The sequence below is a fragment of the Blastocatellia bacterium genome (assembly GCA_016713405.1).
Classification (GTDB): domain Bacteria; phylum Acidobacteriota; class Blastocatellia; order Chloracidobacteriales; family JADJPF01; genus JADJPF01.
The window spans coordinates 348,297-366,314 of sequence record JADJPF010000004.1; the positions used below are offsets into that span (position 1 = coordinate 348,297).

Below are 18,018 nucleotides of genomic sequence, written 5' to 3' on the forward strand. Positions count from 1 at the left end.
AATTATAACTCTTAGGAAAAGCTTTGGCTATATTTACAAATCTGTTACACTGTCCTTAAAACCGCCATTTAAAAACTTTCTTATCTAAAATATTAAGCATAATTATTTAGGAGGAAAATAAAGATGTCTAATCTTGAGGGTAAACCCGAGTTTCACCCTTATGTTAGTGCAGACAAAGTAATACCAGAAATGACTGCAAAAGCCCTAATTTTAGGGACGCTTTTAGGTATTATTTTTGGAGCATCCTCTGTGTATCTAGCTCTTAAAGTTGGACTTACGGTTAGTGCTTCAATTCCTGTTGCTGTACTTTCAATAACACTATTTCGTTATACATTAAAATCTACCATTTTAGAAAATAATATTGTTCAAACCACAGGTTCAGCCGGTGAATCAATTGCCGCAGGTGTGGCTTTTACCATGCCAGCCTTACTTATTTTAGGTTATGACTTACCAGTTTGGCATGTCTCAACTATTGCTTTAGCAGGTGGAATACTAGGTATTCTAATGATGATTCCGTTGCGCCGAGCTTTGATTGTAAAAGAGCATGGCAACTTAATTTATCCAGAAGGCACAGCTTGTGCAGAAGTGTTAATAGTTGGTGAACGCGGCGGTATACAAGCCAAAACAATTTTTGCTGGTTTAGGAATGGGTGTTCTTTATAAGTTTTTTAACTCAGGATTTCACTTGTGGAATGAATACCCTAAATATGTTTTACCTTTTTATAGAGGCAAAACAGAAAGTACCCGCCAAATAGCTGAAGTTTCTGCTGAAATCTCTCCTGAATTATTAGGGGTTGGTTATATCATTGGGCCAAAAGTTGGCTCAATTATGCTAGCTGGGGCAGCACTTTCTTACTTAGTATTTATTCCTATGATCAAGCTTTTTGGGGATGCTCTAATTGCTCCAATGTATCCAGAAACTACCTTATTAATTAAGGATATGACACCAGATGATGTTCATAAAAACTATATTTACTATATTGGTGTTGGTTCAGTAGCAGCAGGCGGAATTATCAGTTTACTCCAAGCTATGCCAACCATCATTGGGGCTTTTCGCTCTAGCATTAAAGACTTAAAAGGTATGGTAGGTGAAAAAGCGTCCTCTGTACTACGTACTGAACGGGATATGCCAATCACAGTTGTAGTAGTTGGCTCAATTATTTTAGTGCTAGCTATTTGGTTAATTCCTCAACTGCAAATGACTTTGGCTGGTGCTTTAATGGTAGTAATTTTTGGGTTCTTTTTTGCTACCGTATCATCTCGTATTACTGGGGAAATAGGCTCTTCATCAAATCCGATTTCTGGAATGACTGTAGCAACTTTGCTAATGACTTGTTTAATTTTTGTACTACGTGAGCAAACCGGCCCAGAAATGAGAGCAATTGCTTTATCTGTAGGTGCAATAGTTTGTATTTGTGCTTCTAATGCTGGTACGACTTCCCAAGACCTAAAAACAGGGTTTCTTGTAGGTGGTACACCACGAAATATGCAAATCGCTATTATGGTTGGGACGGTTACATCTGGCTTAGTTGTAGGTCTAACTTTAACTAGCATAAACAATGCTTATAAAACCATTGTTCCTGTATATTTACCAAATTACACTGCACAACAACTTGGCACTGATACAGAAACTGCACCAAACGGGCAAAATCTTAAAGTTCATCGTTTGTCAGTAGAGACTAATGGAGTACCTCCAGGAAAATACTTGGCTAATGATCAAGGTCAATTGATGTTCAAAGTTGATCCTGGTGTTGGTGGCAAAGAAAATAACATTTATGAGCAAAAATCATTTCCTAATGTTAAAGTTGCGCCTTCAGAAACAATTGCCCGTGGTACTGATGGAGAACTTTATAGGCTATACCGACAAACCCAAGAAGATGGTGTTTTACCTGTAGGTAACTACTTAGTAACAAACGATGGGGAAATTAAGTTTGCAAGTAAAGGTGTACAAAAAATGCCTGCCCCAAAACCCCAAATTATGGCATTAATTACGGATGGAATTTTAACGGGTAAATTACCTTGGGGTCTTGTACTGCTTGGCGTTTTTACTTCCATAGTTTTGGAATTGTCAGGAGTTTCTGCATTACCTTTTGCAGTTGGGCTTTATTTGCCTTTTGCATCCTCAGCACCAATTTTTATTGGTGGTATGGTTCGATATTTTGTAGATCGTAGAACTAGCCCTACCTCTGAAGCAGAATCAGAAAGCTCTGGAGGCGTATTATTTAGCTCTGGTTTGATTGCAGGGGGTTCAATTTGTGGTCTACTTTTGGCTGGTCTAACAGCCTTTAAGTATAATGAAAAGCTAGATTTAAGTTCTTACTTAGGTTCTTTAGCTAATCCAGATACATTACTTAATAACCTAATTGCAATAAGTGTCTTTTTATCTTTGGCCGCGCTTTTAGCCTACATTGGTATTAATAGCGGTAAAAAGACTTGAGATAATTAAAACTTAGAGAATTTCATAAAATAAAAAGCTCAAAGATCCTGTCTTTGAGCTTTTTGGTTTTACAGAAAATTTATTTATCTAGATAATAGTTCTACATCAATTGTTTTGCCTAAGCCAATTACATCACCTGGGTCAATAGGATATTCTAAATCTGGCTCTAATTTTTCACCATTTAAGAATGTGCCATTAGTTCTGCTAAGGTTAATAATTTTTAGCCCTGTTTGAGTAAAACGAAGTAAGGCATGTTCTTTAGAAACTCTTGGAGAATCTATCAAAACATGTGCTTTTGGGCCACGACCAATAACAAGTTCTACTAAATCAGGGTTGAGATTAAAATCTTCACCTTCATAGCCACGTTTGGGGCGTAAAACAAAGCGTAGGGCTGCAATAGGTTGTGCATAAGGCATTGGTAGATTAGGCATCAATGTTCCATCAGAGCCAAGTTCTGCTTTTATTTTGTTAGCTTCTGCTAAATCTCCTAAACGTTCATAACTAGTAGCTAGACGATGGACAAAGGATTTTCCTTCGGCTGAAGTACGGCCTGTAAGGACGATACCTTTATTACACCAATCAATTGCATCTTGGTATCTTTCAAGTGAGAATAGACAATCTATTAATAACAAACAGCAACGCACAGCTTCAGGGTCAGATTTTTTAGTAAATAATTTCCAAGCTTCTTCTAATTCTTCTACAGCCTCACCATAAAGGCCAACTTCTATATAAGAAATGGCTACATTCATTGGTAAATGTCCGTCAACTTCATACATTTGTGAATCATGTTGGATGGCTTCCATCAAGGATTCCCAGTTGTCTGCAAGCCCTGTATTTGTTGTAGTTGTGCTTTCTTGGGAATAAGTGGCAATATCATCAGAAGTTGGACGTTCACGCATTTCTTCTTGAAATGCTGCTTGATCAATTGGAGATGGTTGAGGTTTATTTTGGATAGCTTGAACTAGGGAGAGAGGGATATCTTTAACTGTTTTTAGCTCGCCAGGGTTATCAGAATCGCTTAATTTATCAAGCGTTGAAGGTTGCAAGGGTTTTGTAGCTAGTGGGTCACTTGGAAAAGGTAGCTTTGGTTGTGGTTTAACTGGAGTAGGTTGAGAAGGTTTAGTAGAAAATATATCTTCAGGCTCTTCATAAACAGGTGAATCCATCAGCTTATTTGAAAGCATAGTTATATTCATAGCCTGCCCTGGATCAAGCTGTTGCTGGCCTAACTTACGTCTAACAATCAGGTTAGTAGGGTCAATATTAAGCACTCCTTTATAAACAGAAAGAGCTTTTTTGTTTTGACCAGACTTTTCATATTGCGTTGCTAAAAGTAATCTAGGCTCTGTTGCTGCTAAATTAAGCACACTGGTTTTTTGTAACAGGTCTTCTACTTCACGGTCTTGTTTGCCTACTTGGATAGCTAATTTAGCTAACTGCAATGTATAGTTATAGTTATCAGGCCAAAGTTCTAAGGCACGCCGTAGCAATCTTTCTGCATTTCCTACTTCACCATTTTTAATCGCACTACGAGCTTGCATAAAGCAATCGGTTGCTTCCCGATGTTGTGGATTTTCTACATCATTATCAACATTTGATACCATAAGCTTATTCCTTGGGGGCTTAAAATTAGGCTGAGACGTGCTATTTTAGCAGCTTTTTAGCTTCTTAAACCATAGATTATTGAATCATCAAAAACTTTTTCCCAGAAAATAATTTAGGGTGACAATTAGTTTTAACCTAGTATTGTCACCCTAAAAACCTTTTTGCAGTTGTTTAGTTAATTAGCGATTATAACCGCGACCACCACGATCACGATCACGGCCGCCGCCACCACCATAACCACCGCCGCGACTAGCTCCACGATCACGACCACCGCCACCGCCACCACCACGATTATTTTCTTGGGGTTTGGCTTCATTTACTTTAATGGCACGACCATTAAGCATATGACCATTAAAGCGGGTAATTGCTGCTTCACCTTCGCTACGATCAGCTAGTTCTACAAAAGCAAATCCTCTGGATTGTCCGGTTTCTCGATCTGTCATTAGTCGTGTTGATTGAACGTTGCCAACTTCAGAAAATAGACTGGTTAAGTCTGATTCAGTGGTTGAAAAGGGGAGATTGCCTACATACAATTTCATAAAAATTAAATGCCTTTCTAAAATTAATAAAAATGGATTTATTTAAGTAACTGACAAATTTCAGACTGAAAGACAGGTTTCCAGAAGAGAAGAATCTATCGTGTCAGCACAAGCAGCCCCAAAGTTAGCTTAAGTGTGGTTGGTCAGTAAGTTTACGTGAATAGATATGTCTTATCTATCAGATTCTAATAAACTTCTATCCAAAATTAAGATAGTGACTTTGACCCACTTATGTTGGGGAGCATAGCATAAGTCTCTAGGGGTGTAAATCGATAAAATTTTTATAAATCGTTTTTTTTGATTGAAAGTTTGCTTTTGCCTAAAGAAAAACCAAGTAAACGTTTTACTTTGGTCTACTTGGTTTTCTTAAGTATTTTGCTGTTAAGCTAATTTATGTACTGCTTCGCTCATCATCTTACTAATTTGAAGACCGTGTGGACAGGCAGCTTCAGCTTGTAAATAATTGGTATTAAGGATTGCTTTACGAGCATCTACTGGTAGTTGAGAGAAGAGATTTTTAGCCATTGTTGGGTCTTGGTAATTGTCATGATACATCAAATAGCGCAAAGTATCGCCAATACGAACAGGCGTATTAACGTGTGGGGAACAAAGATGATCACAACCATGACAAACTAGATGATTAGTTTGTTTAGCATATTCATCTAATAGTTGACGTTCTGCGGCACTAATTTGATTTTGTAATGCAGCAGTAGCATTTTCTTGGACAATTTGAAGTGAAGGCATATTGGAAACAATTGTGTCAATACGACCATCAGCCCAAACAGCTTTTAATGTGGACTGAGCTTTGTTAAAGCCTTTTTCGGTGAATGGATCAGCCTTTTCTTGGAAAGAAACACGCCCGCCTTGGGTTTTCATTGCAATTAAGCCAATATTAGCTTTTTTGGCTTTATCAATTGCACGATTAAGAGCATCGCTATTAACTGAACGGAAGTTATATCTAAACATTATCATATCAACAAAACCGCCTTCTGCGGCTGCTTCCATTATTTGGGGTAAAGTGCCAGCATGACAGGAAAGACCAAAGTATTTAATTTTCTTTTCTTTCTTTAATTTTTCAGCAACATCTTTCCATTCTTTACTTTTAGGCCAGTCAACACATTCTTTTGGATATTCTCCATCGCCAATTTGATGAATATAAAAAGCATCTAAATAGTCGGTTTGAAGGTTAGTTAAACGTTGGTCAATGCCTGTTAACATCTCGCTAGCTTGTTTAGGATGGTATTTGGAAACAATAAAAGCTTCTTTTCGCTTACCTAGTTTTGCTAAGGTTTTTCCTAGAACAGTTTCGCTTTGACCATTAAGGTAACAATCTGCAACGTCAAAGTAATTTATTCCTAACTCAAAGGCGCGGGCCACCATTATTGTATTTAATTCATATAAACCGCCATGAGAAAGAATTGGGACTTTTACACCAGTTCTGCCTAATGTGGCAGTGGGAAGCTGTTTTCCAGCTAATGTATTAATAGTAGGGTCAACTGCTGGAGGTGCGGCTGACTTTACTTCTACGGAACTTGATGTAGGGTTAGTGTCGCTACTAGTTGTGTTACAACCAATCATACTAGCAGCACCTACTAAAACAGAATTTTTTAAGAAATTTCTTCTACTGCAATTACTCATAAAATGGATGGCTCCTTAATAAATTTTTAGTGACCTTTTTTTTCGTTTAACTCTTTTGCCCAAGCAACTAGGTCAAAATCTTGATGTCCAGATAATGCTTTAGGGATTGGTCTAGTGTCTGCTAGTTTAACAGAATTTTCTTTAGATTGTACAAAATTTGTCGGAACAATTGGTACGGGTAAAGATTTAGGTAAAACTTTATCTGTTTGAGGTGTTTGTTTAGTGCTACATCCACCACTCTTACAGCCACAACCGCTTTTTTGTGTATTACTTACAGCTTTAGCCGTTGATGCTTTGGTGCCACAACCGCCTGTGCTACAACTACTTCCACAACTACTTCCACAACCGCCTTCTTGCCATACAGCACTAATGCTCGCTATTAAGTGAGATAGACTATTACGTTTCTTAACACCTGATAGAGAAATAGAGTTTGTTTTACTAGTTATTTGACTTACGGGTAATACTGGGAGAGAAGAGGATTTTTTAGAATTTAATGTTACTAAATTATTAGTAGGTTTATTAGTTCCACAAGAACCAGTGCTACAACCACCACTTTTACAACTACCAGTTTTAGCTTTAGATTTGGTTGATGGGCTAGCTAGCAATGCTGCGCTTGAAAGTAAAGCAGGGTTAAGACTAACTTTTTCTTCGCCATCTTGAATATTGAGCATTGCTTGTTTGTCTTTGTCGTTTAGCAACAAACGGCGGTCAGAATGATTACGAAAACGGGTTTCGCCAACAGCAGTAACATAAACAGCACGTTCATCTAAAACAGGGCATTCTTTTTCGCAAATTCCACAGCCAATGCAACGCTCAGGGATAATAAAAGGCTTATTTAATGTGACTTTTACACCATCTAAACGAGTTATAACTTCATCATAAGTTTCAATAGCTTTTGGTGAAACTGGACAAACTTCCTCACAAACTACACAAGGGGTTTCCATTGCCCAAGGAAGACAACGACCACGATCATAAAATGCTGTTCCAACTTTTACAGGGCCTTGCTCTTTGTACTCAGCTAACCCAAGTTTTTCTTTAATGCTAATTTGTTGAATTGCTCCTGTTGGGCAAACATGGCCGCAAAGCGTGCAATTTAGTTCACAGTAGCCTAAACGCATATCCATAATTGGAGTCCAAAGACCTTCTAAACCACTTTGAAGCAGAGCAGGTTGCAAAACATTTGTTGGACAAACGCGAATACATTGATCGCATTTAATACAGCGTTTAAGAAATTCTTTTTCATCAACTGAAGCAGGTGGACGAATTACGGCACGATCAAAAGTTTTATTGCTAGTATTTCCACTTAAACGACTAAAAGGAATAAAAAACATTGCCGTTAAGCCAGCAAAAACAGCACGTCTAATTGGTACTTCAGGAGATTGAACACCGCTTTCTTGTCTAGGCATAAACTTAAAGCTAAGTGCATCATGTGGGCAATCTTCAATACAGTTAAAGCAAACAAAACATTCACTTTTTCTAAGCAGAGTATGAGGATCACTAGCACCTTCACAGCTTTTTAAGCATAAATCGCAATCAGTACATTTTTGAGGGTCGCGGTCAATTCGCCACAAAGCAAAGCGAGAAAGTACGCCTAAAGTTGCTCCTAATGGACAAAGCACACGGCAGAAAAACCGAGGGATAACTAAATTCATTGCTACTAAAGTAAATAGGAAAAAGCCTATAAACCAAGCTGCATGGTGCTCTTTTTCTTGTACATAAACCCAGCCTGTAGGCATATTTACTGCTGGTAAAACAGAAGCAGTAAATGAACGGAAAAGTAAACAAATTGGATCTAAAATGCCTATTTGCAAGCTACCAAAAAATGCAGTAACTATAAAAAAGATTAGTAAATAATACTTAAACTGATAAATTGGACGGTAGCGGTTAGAAGTGATACGCTCTTGGACGTTTCTAGTATTAAACACCCATCCAATAAACTGGTGTAAAATCCCATAAGGACAAATCCAGTTACAAAAAAAGCGTCCAAGAAGTAATGTTGGCACTAGCAAGACTAGTGACCAAATTAGTCCTTTATAAACCGTATGTGTAGTAATTGCATTAGCAATAGCAACTAAAGGATCTACTTCTAAAAATAGCGAAACAGGATAGCCTTTTAAGTAACTAAATTCTGTAACAAAACAGAAAAATAGAAATAAGCTAAAAAAGAAGATTTGCACTAAGATACGAACAGTTGTAATTCTCATAGATTTATTTCCTGTAACTATGGCTAAATAAACAGTTTAGTGTTAGTAAATTAATTATTAGATAGTGATTTCGCTGAATTTTTGTTGTTTCCAATGACGATTACCTGCGCCTCTGTCGTGTGCATGGAGCAAGTAAGTAAGTTTTTCAGGATCACGACCTAATAAAGTGTAGCCATAAGCGTCTACTGATACAGGATCGGTGCCAGCAATTACAGTATTTCCATCAACAACATCGCTCATACGTCCACCCGTCGGGCCATTGCTCATTAGAATTCTAGTAGCATCTAAAATTACTAAAGTAGGCTTCATCATTAATGCTAAATCATAGACGATGTTATGAATATCTTGATGGAATCGATTACGACGACCACCCAACAAACCATACCAATTTTTAATTGTCATTGAAGCATGGCATAAATTATGGTCTTTTAATGGTGCAACACCTATTACTTTAGTAGCTTTATGGAAAGGTTTATAGAAAAACGGCCAAGGTTTTTTTATTGCATAGCTAGGTTTTTGAGGATCATCTGTGATAGTTAAATCTTCAAAAGAGTTTGTTTCTGGTAAAAAGAGTTTAGCACCCGCCTTTAATGTTGCATCTCGGATACCTGTTTTATAAAAAGCTCCTTCAGGTGAATTAATTGGGTTATCTGCTACACGAACTTCTTTTGCTCCAGCTTCATAGCAATATTTTACTACTGCATAAAGCACCATAGGATTAGTAGTAGCACCAAGAATCGGCGCACGATCAAAAGCAACATTAGGTTTAATTACAACAATATCACCCTTTTTAATAAAATGTTCAAAACCGCCAAGTTCACCAACTGCGGCACGAATCATTTGCATTACATCTGCTCCGTGCGCAATAGCCATTTTTGGAGTGCTAGAGCTAGGAGGCTCAACCAAAAAGTTTGGGAGTAGTAGTTTAGGAGGCCCTTGTAAACCTGCATCACCTTTTTGATCCCAAAGATATCTCATTCCCAAAGCAGAACCACCAGCAACCAAGCTAGTAGTTGCCAGAGTGCGCAACATTTGACGGCGTGAAATTAAGTTTGGTTGATTTTGTTTGGATTCATTAGCTTGATTAGGCTGATTTGTCTTTTCACCATTTTTTTGACTCATAAGAAAATGCTCCCTTTTTAGGATTACCCTAAAAGTTGCTAGCTAACATTATTGTTTTTTGATAAAAGTTTTGAATAAAAGGAATTTTAGACTTTTTTTCCTACAAGGGAAAACTTTTTCTACAGTTGATAAGACATTGTTGGATAAGTTTCCCCCAAATAGCTTGATTTAAGTAGGTTTTATTGAGGAGTTTCTTTGCTAATGATAGCTGGTTGTAGGGCTTTGCCATAAACTAAGCGTTCTTTGGCTCGCCTAATCCGATAAGCTTTTAAGAGTGCTGCTTCTTCTCCATATTTATCAATTGATACACGAGTTCTTGCCATTTTATTAGGTTCTGGACACCAAGTAATTTCATACATATTACGGTAGCGAACTTCTCCACTTTTAGTAATAAACTTTTCTTTTTTACGGTGAAGACCAATAATTCCTGTAGTGTTATTGTTAGTTTTAGTGACAACTACTCGATCTGTTCGTGGCTTACCTAACTGTTTTTCTGCTTGGTTACGAAATTGTAATGCTTTTTGGAGTGCTTTTTCTGGGCCACCATAACGGCCATCACTAAAAAATTTAACTCGTTTTTCTCCATTAAAAAAAACTCTAACATACCATCCAAAGGTGCGAGACTTAAAACTATCTATTCGGCTAATGCCTTTGTTATAAGAAGTATCTTCAATGCTTACCTTAGTAGCTTTATTGTTAGTCTTTTTATTAGTTTTACTATAATTCATGAGAAAATTTTCCTTAATAAATAAAATTTTTAGTCTTTCTATTAAGATTTGATTAAAACTTTGATTTGGAGGGTTTATGGCTAATATCCTAACAATTCAATATATATTTGTTAAGAAAAATTTTAACCTAAAAGTAATAACCTAGCCTTATCAACTAGTTGTAAATACTTATTTTCTAAGTAAATTAGGTTAAATAGCTCATAAGTTGGTGTATAGTTTGGTGCTATTAGTGTAAACTTCAGGCTTAAATTTTTTCTATCTAATTTCCTAAGCACCACAAAATATCTAAATAAATAATTGTATCGGAAAGGTTTTTTAGACTCATGAAATCAAAATCTTTTCTTGTTGCATTAGCTGCAATTGGTTTAGCTGCTACGTTTGCTTGTGTTGATCACTTTATTACAGATTTACCAGACATTTTATTGATTAGTCTTCGCTGGGTAGCTATTATTTGCCTCGTTTTTTATGGGATAAAACGACGCTCGCTAACAACATGGATAATGATTAGCATGATTATTGGTGCAGAAATAGGAAACGATTTTCCCGCAGTTGCAAAAAACTTACAAGTACTAAGTAAAATATTCTTAAAACTAATTAAAACAATTATTGCACCTTTGCTCTTTAGCACTTTAGTAGTAGGAATTGCTGCACATTCAGATATTAAAAAAGTTGGGCGTATGGGCATAAAAGCCCTAATTTATTTTGAAATTGTTACTACAGTAGCTTTATTTATTGGACTAGCTGCCATCAACATTAGCCAAGCAGGGGTTGGTGTACATGTTGATAGTGCAGGCAAAGAAGAAATAACAAAAGTAGCAAAACAAACTCCAACAGATGTTATTTTGCATGTATTTCCAGAAAATATTGCTAAATCTGTATCCGAAGGCCAAGTCTTGCAAATAGTAGTTTTTAGCGTCTTATTTGCTCTAGCAATGATTATGCTAAAGGAAGAAAAACGCCGTCCAATGCTAGAGTTTGCCGAAAGCTTGTCGGAGGTAATGTTTAAGTTTACTAATATTGTTATGCTATTTGCCCCTATTGGCGTAGGAGCCGCAATTGCTTATACAGTAGGAGAAAAAGGTTTAGGAGTACTGAAAAACCTTTTTATGTTACTTGGTACTCTTTACGTTGCATTACTAGCTTTTATAGTTCTTGTGTTACTCCCAGTTGCTTTAATGGTTCGATTGCCAATTAAGAAATTTGCTCAGGCAATTGCTGAACCTGTTTCTATTGCCTTTGCTACCACAAGTTCAGAAGCCGCACTGCCAAGAGCAATGGAGGTAATGGAAAAATTTGGTGTACCAAAACCAATAGTTGCTTTTGTAATGCCTACTGGCTACAGTTTTAACTTAGATGGAACAACACTTTATCTTGCACTAGCTTCTGTTTTTGTTGCCCAGGCTGCTAATGTCCAACTTTCTTGGAGCGAACAAATTTTAATGATGTTAACACTAATGTTAACTAGCAAAGGTGTAGCAGGAGTGCCTCGGGCATCACTAGTAATTTTACTAGCTACAGTTGTTAACTTTGGTCTTCCTGTAGAACCAATTTATATAATTTTAGGTATTGATGAGCTTATGGATATGGCACGAACGGCTGTAAATGTAATAGGTAATTGTTTGGCTACAGTTGTAGTTGCTCGTTGGGAAGGTGAGTTTAAACCTCCAACAGAAGATATTGCTGTAGAAAGCCAACCTATAACCCAAAATTAAGATTCTAATAAGCTTAATTACTCTAATTTAAGGCTACTTTTGTTACTTTTTGTTGCTCTTGGGCTTATGTTAAACTTAGCCACATCCTTAGATAATTCTATTTCTTAACAATATAAAAGGCTTTTTTATGTCTGATGACCCTATCTACACGGAGGACGATCCCCTCATCGGTCGTACCTTAGACGGAAAGTACAGGTTAGAATACCAAGTTGGTATTGGAGGAATGGCGGTAGTTTATTTAGCTACACGACTTCACATTGGTGATAGTGTTGCCGTCAAAGTGCTTAATACAGGTGTTCCTCTAAGCGATGTAGATTTGCAACGATTTGAGCTAGAAGCACGTTCAGCCGCAAAAATTAAGCACCCTAACATTGTTTCTATATTTGATTTTGGTACTACCTCCGATGGTCTAATGTATTTGGTGATGGAACTTTTAGAAGGCTCATCGCTGGAAAGAGAGCTTGAAGAAAAAACATTTTTGGATGTAGACCGAGCTTTAGAATTAATGCAACCTATGTGTGAAGCTGTAAATGCTGCACATGCTGAAGGGCTTATTCATAGAGACTTAAAGCCTTCTAACATATTGCTACATCGTCTTAAAGATGGCTCAGAGATTGTTAAAGTAGTAGATTTTGGTGTAGCTAAACTTACTAATGTTAATGATACTGCTTATAAAGAAAGATTGACTAAAACAGGTTACTTAGTTGGAACACCTCATTATATGTCACCTGAGCAAATTAGGGAGCAAGAAATAACATTAAAGTCTGATATCTATTCTTTAGGGGTAATTATCTATGAAATGTTAACTGGGTGTCTGCCTTTTAACTCAGATAATGTTATAGACTTGCTTTTAGCACATTTGGAAAATTCTGCAAAACCTATTCGAGAAATAACCCCAAACATTCCTGCTGGAGTTGATGAAGCAGTCCTTCAAGCCTTATCTAAAGATCCTAAAAAGCGTCAAAGCTCGGCACGGGAACTTTACCAACAAATTGTTACTAGTATTAGAGGAGATAATACTGGAGTAACAGCAGAGCATTTACGTCATCGCACTACACCAACAACAGGAGTTCATTTTCAACAAAGCAGCGGACGTAACACTTTAAGTAAAGCTAAACGCGCTAATTTAATGGTTTATGACACATTGACAGGACTTTATAACAATGTGTTTATGAACTTAAAGCTAGAAAATGAAATTTCAGAATCAAAATTAAGTGGAGATCGAACAGCTATTTTACTTTTTGGTATAGATGCCTTTAAGAATATTAATCAACGTTATGGTTTTGTTGTTGGGGATTTAATACTTAAAGAATTTGGTAGTTGGTTAGAACAAGCCTTTGGAGATGGTGCAATTGTTGGGCGGTATCGAGGGGATGAATTTATTGCAATTTTTTCTAAAACAGATGGTAAAAGTGCGTTGCAACGGGGCCAAGAAATCTTAGAAAAAGTTAAAGCAGGGCTTTATTTTGCAATTGAGGGACAAAACGCACAAATACAAGTTAATTGCTCGGCTGGAGTTGCTCAATTTCCTGGGGATGGAGAAAACGCACCCGACTTAGTTGAGCAAGCTCATTTAGGGATGCGCCAGGCTAAATCTACGGGAATCAATCAAATATACTGGCTAAAGCAAGTTCAAACCTTGACTTCACTTACTGCTAGCTATTCTTTTGATGTGTTTGTTGGTCGTAAAGTAGAGCTAGAAAAATTAACTAGAGAATTTGACCGTACTTTAACTAATCAAGGTCGGACATTTTGTATTACTGGCGATACTGGAGTAGGAAAAAAGCGTTTAGCTGAAGAATTTCGCCGACGTTTAACGGGTAAAGATGTCTTATTTTTACAAGGTCGGTTTTATGAGTCTAGCCAGGCTATCCCCTATAAAACTATTTATGATAGCTTACTTGCTCATTTATCCTTAATGATTGAAGAAAGTTTTGATCATGTTCGAGCATTGTTTGGTAATTTAGCGGATAAAATTGTAAAAGATTTTCAAGAGGGAGAGAGTTTTAGATTTTTTAATTCAACTGTCCAAACAGGTAGCGAGCAGGAAAAATATGTAATTTTTGACTACTTGACTAAAATTTTTGTTGGGCTAGCAAAAGAACACCCTCTAGTTTGTTTTCTTGAAGATATGCAATGGGCAGATGCTCTTAGCCTAGAGTTTTTAGCCTACCTTAGCCATAACACTAATCATAATCGGGTAATGTTGGTTGGATGTGCGCGTACAGAAGGGCTAGCGGATAAACACCCGTTGCGCTTATGGTTAAGAAATATTGGCCGTTCAGGTGCAGAAATTTTACAATTGCAACCGCTTTCTGAAGCAGAAACAGCACAAATGGTAGAAAGTATTTTTTCTCGAATTGTTTTTCCTCCTAGTGCAGTTCGCTTGCTTTATCGAGAAACAAAAGGCAACCCTTACTTTTTAGTAGAGATCGTCCGCTATTTAATAGATGAAAACATTATTACCTTCCGTGAAGGCGTTTGGCGGTGCGAAGAACTAGAAAACCTTACTCTCCCACGTTCGGTTATTGATGTTGTAGAGGCTTTGCTAGGTCGTTTAGATGATGAAATTTTAGATATTTTCTCAAAAGCTGCTGTTATTGGTGAAGAATTTAAGTTTAGTTTGTTACAAAAAGTTACTAAATTAGATGAAGACGAGTTATTAGACTATATTGACAACGGCTTAAAAGCGCAATTAATCAAGGAAAGAGACAATAGCGGTAGCGATGAAATTTATGGTTTTTATCATAGCCTTGTACAAAAAGTATTGTACTCACGGCTTAATCGGCGATTGAGGCGAACTTTGCATTCACAAGTAGGGCAAGCTTTAGAAAAAATCAACCGCAGTAATCCTAATAAAGTTGCTGGTGAGCTTGGCTATCACTTTCATGCAGCAGGAGAATATTTAAAGAGCTTTAACTTTAATACTGAAGCAGGTTTAAGAGCTTGGCGGGCGCATTCCGTTGATGAAGCGCAAAAGTTTTTAGCCTGGGCTAGTGAGGCTTCTGATAAATTAGGCTTTCTACCTGGTAGTGATGAACCAGAAGAAGAACCTACAGAAGAACAACTTAGGCAAGTTGCAGATCTAACGCTTAACTATGGGCAACTTTTAATTAATGTTGGAAAGTTAGAACAAGCTCAAAAAGAGCTAGAAAATACTTTAGAACTAGGAAAACAACTAAAAGACGAGTTACTAAGAGCCAAAGCTTACAATGTGTTAGCAGAACGTCAGGAAGCCGCTAGTCAATATAATGAAGCAATAGATTATTGCCAAAAAGCTATTGAAATAGCAGATAAACTATCTGATACAGCAGTTAAAGCCGCTAGCACTTGTTTTATAGGAACTGCCTATGACAGGTTGGGTCAATATGAGACAGCAATAGAAGCTTTTAAGCAAGCAATAGAAATAGCTAAAAGCACTCCTAATTTAGTTACAAACGCTACTGCACGACGAGAGTTAGCTTTTACTTTAATTCGTTGTGGCCGCTATCGAGAGGCTTTAAGTTTAGCTAGTGAAGCATTAAAACTGTCTCAGTCGTCTAGTGATCGATTAAATGAAATGATAGCTAATTCCATAATGGGACAGATTTATTTTCATCAAGGCGACTTAAAGAAAGCTAATGAATATTATGAATCAGCCTTAAAAATGGCTAGTCAGCTAAACCGCCGACGAGGACAAGCTATAGAACTATTTAATATTGGCGAAGTTCACAGAATGCAAGGTCATTATCGTCAAGCTATAGATTGTATTCAACGATCCTTAGAAATTAGCCGCGAAGTTGGCGAACGTCAATGCGAAGCTTTAGCTAAATTTAGCTTAGGCTTAATTTACCAAGCCACCGACAGCTTACAACAGGCTTTTGAGACGCTTAACCAAGCCTTACAACAACAACGCGATGTTTCCAATAAAAGTGCGGAAACCGCCATAATTTTAGCTTTAGCTGAAATTCATTTAGAACAGAAAAACTTTGAAGAAACAGAATTTTTAGCAAAACAAGCAAGTGAATTAGCGGAAAAATTAAGTAACCCTACGCTTTCTTGGCGATCACATTTTCTTAATGCTCGCCTTCTTATGGCAAAAGAAGACCTAGAAACAGCTTGCGAAGAACTTCGCTCAAGTGTTGGTACAATTGAAGCAATGTGTGATGAGCTATCAGAAGGTATTGACCGACAAACCTTTTTAGCTGATAAACATATAGTTTATGATATGCTAACGCAGCTTATGGAAGGCCAATAAGCTAACTTTTTGATGGTAAAGAGTTTGGCAACTTACGAGCAGTGCAAACAATAGAAACTCCAAAGGGTAAGTTAATAAACTTAAACAATAATTGCTCAAAAGCTAAAATTCCTATTAAAAGCTGGTTAACTACATTAGGAAGCTCAATATGAGAAGTTTTTGGATGTGTAGACTTCTTAAATATTCCTTGCAGAATACGAATAAACAAAATAGGAAAGAAAAATATAGTAATAAAATAGCTACAACGCTCTATATTAAAGCCTGTTAGGGTTAATTTATTGCGTAGTTCATAGGCAGCATAGCGGCGGCGATGATGTAAGGCTTCGTCGTGTTCACTCCAAAGAAAACCATAAGCCTGGCACTGTTACTAGCAGCATTCCACCTGGTTTACATACCCTATAAAGTTCCTGCATTGCAGCTAAATCATCATCAATATGCTCTAGTACATCTAGGGCAGTTACAACATCAAAAACATCTGAAGGGTAAGCAAGAGATTCAACCTTTGATTGGACTAAATTATTTAAGCCTCGACTACGACAAAACTTTATTGCATCGGTAGCCATATCAATACCAAAACTTTTTCCATATCGGCTAAAAGCAGCTAGATTTGCACCTGTGCCACAACCTACATCAAAAATATTTGGCTCTTTGTGATGAGATGTCTCGATTTTGACAATTTCTTCTACTAGTGAACGACGAGCAACAAACCACCAATAATCATTTTCTAGCTCAAACATTGTACTATATTCTTGTTGTTCCATAATTTTTAGCCTAATTTTTTTGATATGTTTCTAAAACTTGTGTTGGACTCTCGCCTAAAGCCTCTCTAGCTTTTAAGTAAACTAATATCATACTTAGTGCAAGTATTGGATAAATAAAGCTATTAATCAAGGCAGAAATAAATAAAGAAATTTGTTTTGCTGCTCCAAGATTAGCTAACATTATACTAAGAGTTGTGTCTAAACCTAGTAGTTTAGTAAAAGCTATTGTAAAGCTAGCATTGATAAAATAGGGAAGAAATATTGTTAGAAAAAATAGTTTATTTACTAACGATTTTACTTCATTAACTAATAATTTAGAATTTTTTAATGGTATAACATTAGTAACATTTTCTATTATAGTTATAGGAATATATAAATAGTATTTTTTGATGAAAAATGCAGCAATAATTATAGAAATAATTTCTGTAAAATAATAAGTAATAGGATATAAATTATGAATTATTTTATCTAAATAAATACTATTTATTTTATCATTTAAGTTTTCTGCAAAAATAAGAGTTTCTAAGTCAATAGATTGCTGTATTATACTAAATGATAATGGTATAAGTAAAAGTAAATGAACAAGTTGTTGAACAGTTATAAAATAAAGAAAAAATATTACAAATGTTTTAGCAAAATTAAATGAATATTTTTGAAATAATTTTGAAATACTAATAAAATTAGTATCTCTATTAGTTAATATTTGTAGTCCAAGAATTGTTAGTATTAAATATATAGTTGGTTCAGTAAATTGAGAAATAGTTAAAGTTAAAATGCTAAATAAAAAAGATAAAATATCTAATAAAATAAAAGAACTAATATCATTAACCTTAATAAAATAAATTATTATTTGTACACCTGTTAAAAATAGAAGTGGAAGAAAAGTCATTAAAGTAAATCTAAAAAAACTAGCAAAATTATTTTTATAATAATTAAAAGCTTGGCCTAAAACGGCTTTTGCATTGGTTAATTCAGCTAATTTTTCCACTAAATTAAACTCCTTTCGCTGAGGAAACTTAAAATAATTATTCGGACA

General features: G+C 36.2%; 11 protein-coding genes. 3 read left to right on the plus strand and 8 right to left on the minus strand.

What is annotated here, in order from left to right:
• The first annotated feature begins 123 nt into the window (after positions 1 to 123).
• Complete coding sequence (locus IPK14_07880; protein ID MBK7993335.1) at positions 124 to 2,436, plus strand: oligopeptide transporter, OPT family; 2,313 nt, start codon at positions 124 to 126, stop codon at positions 2,434 to 2,436.
• An 83-nt stretch (positions 2,437 to 2,519) separates the two neighbouring features.
• Here the strand turns inward: IPK14_07880 and IPK14_07885 are convergent, their stop codons facing one another.
• The 6 genes from IPK14_07885 to IPK14_07910 form a co-directional block, all read right to left on the minus strand.
• The gene (locus IPK14_07885) at positions 2,520 to 4,040 is read right to left on the minus strand and encodes an FHA domain-containing protein (GenBank protein ID MBK7993336.1); all 1,521 of its coding nucleotides are present in this window, start codon (positions 4,038 to 4,040) and stop codon (positions 2,520 to 2,522) included.
• A gap of 180 nt (positions 4,041 to 4,220) precedes the next feature.
• Positions 4,221 to 4,586 carry an RNA-binding protein gene (locus IPK14_07890; GenBank protein ID MBK7993337.1) on the minus strand — a complete coding sequence of 122 codons (366 nt, stop codon included), beginning with the start codon at positions 4,584 to 4,586 and terminating at the stop codon, positions 4,221 to 4,223.
• Between the two features lie 375 nt (positions 4,587 to 4,961).
• Positions 4,962 to 6,218 (minus strand): aldo/keto reductase, encoded by a 1,257-nt coding sequence (locus tag IPK14_07895; GenBank protein MBK7993338.1) that lies wholly within the window; start codon positions 6,216 to 6,218, stop codon positions 4,962 to 4,964.
• A 26-nt stretch (positions 6,219 to 6,244) separates the two neighbouring features.
• Complete coding sequence (locus IPK14_07900) at positions 6,245 to 8,422, minus strand: 4Fe-4S binding protein (protein ID MBK7993339.1); 2,178 nt, start codon at positions 8,420 to 8,422, stop codon at positions 6,245 to 6,247.
• 57 nt (positions 8,423 to 8,479) lie between these two features.
• A complete protein-coding gene (locus tag IPK14_07905; GenBank protein ID MBK7993340.1) occupies positions 8,480 to 9,544 on the minus strand; it encodes a DUF362 domain-containing protein in 1,065 nt (354 codons plus the stop codon).
• Positions 9,545 to 9,723: 179 nt separating this feature from the next.
• Entirely contained in the window at positions 9,724 to 10,272 is a 549-nt protein-coding gene (locus IPK14_07910) for an AP2 domain-containing protein (GenBank protein MBK7993341.1), read from the minus strand.
• Between the two features lie 323 nt (positions 10,273 to 10,595).
• Between IPK14_07910 and IPK14_07915 the strand changes: the two genes are divergently transcribed.
• Positions 10,596 to 11,984, plus strand: a complete 1,389-nt coding sequence (locus tag IPK14_07915) for a cation:dicarboxylase symporter family transporter (GenBank protein ID MBK7993342.1) — start codon at positions 10,596 to 10,598, stop codon at positions 11,982 to 11,984.
• Between the two features lie 127 nt (positions 11,985 to 12,111).
• Entirely contained in the window at positions 12,112 to 16,221 is a 4,110-nt protein-coding gene (locus tag IPK14_07920) for a tetratricopeptide repeat protein (GenBank protein ID MBK7993343.1), read from the plus strand.
• 332 nt (positions 16,222 to 16,553) lie between these two features.
• Here the strand turns inward: IPK14_07920 and IPK14_07925 are convergent, their stop codons facing one another.
• Together IPK14_07925 and IPK14_07930 are read right to left on the minus strand one after the other, a co-directional pair.
• Entirely contained in the window at positions 16,554 to 16,982 is a 429-nt protein-coding gene (locus tag IPK14_07925; GenBank protein MBK7993344.1) for a class I SAM-dependent methyltransferase, read from the minus strand.
• Positions 16,983 to 16,992: 10 nt separating this feature from the next.
• Complete coding sequence (locus IPK14_07930; GenBank protein ID MBK7993345.1) at positions 16,993 to 17,970, minus strand: hypothetical protein; 978 nt, start codon at positions 17,968 to 17,970, stop codon at positions 16,993 to 16,995.
• Between the last annotated feature and the right edge of the window lie 48 nt (positions 17,971 to 18,018).

Bases quoted from the DNA above. Each gene is read 5' to 3' on its own strand.
- IPK14_07925 (MBK7993344.1), bottom strand. From the start codon at position 16,982: ATGGAACAACAAGAATATAGTACAATGTTTGAGCTAGAAAATGATTAT.
- IPK14_07910 (MBK7993341.1), bottom strand. From the start codon at position 10,272: ATGAATTATAGTAAAACTAATAAAAAGACTAACAATAAAGCTACTAAG.
- IPK14_07885 (MBK7993336.1), bottom strand. From the start codon at position 4,040: ATGGTATCAAATGTTGATAATGATGTAGAAAATCCACAACATCGGGAA.
- IPK14_07905 (MBK7993340.1), bottom strand. From the start codon at position 9,544: ATGAGTCAAAAAAATGGTGAAAAGACAAATCAGCCTAATCAAGCTAAT.
- IPK14_07895 (MBK7993338.1), bottom strand. From the start codon at position 6,218: ATGAGTAATTGCAGTAGAAGAAATTTCTTAAAAAATTCTGTTTTAGTA.
- IPK14_07880 (MBK7993335.1), top strand. From the start codon at position 124: ATGTCTAATCTTGAGGGTAAACCCGAGTTTCACCCTTATGTTAGTGCA.
- IPK14_07920 (MBK7993343.1), top strand. From the start codon at position 12,112: ATGTCTGATGACCCTATCTACACGGAGGACGATCCCCTCATCGGTCGT.
- IPK14_07915 (MBK7993342.1), top strand. From the start codon at position 10,596: ATGAAATCAAAATCTTTTCTTGTTGCATTAGCTGCAATTGGTTTAGCT.
- IPK14_07900 (MBK7993339.1), bottom strand. From the start codon at position 8,422: ATGAGAATTACAACTGTTCGTATCTTAGTGCAAATCTTCTTTTTTAGC.